The sequence below is a fragment of the Streptomyces pathocidini genome, from assembly GCF_001418495.1.
In the GTDB taxonomy this organism is placed as follows: domain Bacteria; phylum Actinomycetota; class Actinomycetes; order Streptomycetales; family Streptomycetaceae; genus Streptomyces; species Streptomyces pathocidini.
In genome coordinates this window covers 1558-2059 of the sequence record NZ_LIQY01000651.1, presented here as the reverse complement: position 1 = coordinate 2059, position 502 = coordinate 1558, and the positions used below count along the sequence as shown (strand labels likewise).

Sequence of the window (502 nt, the reverse complement as noted above, 5' to 3'; positions counted from 1 at the left end):
GGGCTCGGGCGGTACGGGTTCTCCGGTGTCGGCGTCGGTGCAGTAGGCGGTGAACACCTGTGCCGCGCTGAGGGGTTGGGGCCAGCCGTCGCCCAGCGCCCAGCCGCGTACGGCGTCGGGCCCCTCCCCCGTGGCAGCGGTGGTGCGGATGACGATGCCGGCCCGGCTGCCGGTGGCGACGCCCGCGGCCAGGACGGTGCAGAACACCAGGGCCTCGGACTCCGCCATGTGCACCAGCCCGTCACCGTCGCGTTCTGCGTGGAGGACGGCGAGCAGCGGGTCGCCCCCGGCGGCCACGCTGCACACCAGGTGGTGGACGCCGATGCCGACCGCTTCGATGAGCCGGAGGACGGCGCGGGTGGCCCGGACGTACGCGGCCCGGCCGGGGTTCTCGGTGCGGTGGGGCCGGTTGCCCGCGGTGGCGAGCAGGGCCGTGGCCCGTTCGAGCGCGGCCTGCCGTTCGGCCTCGCCCATCAGGGCGGGGACGAGCAGTTCGATGGAC

Annotated in this window: 1 pseudogene; it reads right to left on the bottom strand. The window is 75.7% G+C overall.

The window, feature by feature from the left end:
• Nucleotides 1–502, bottom strand: a pseudogene (locus AOK16_RS24075) (hypothetical protein); the annotation flags it as partial.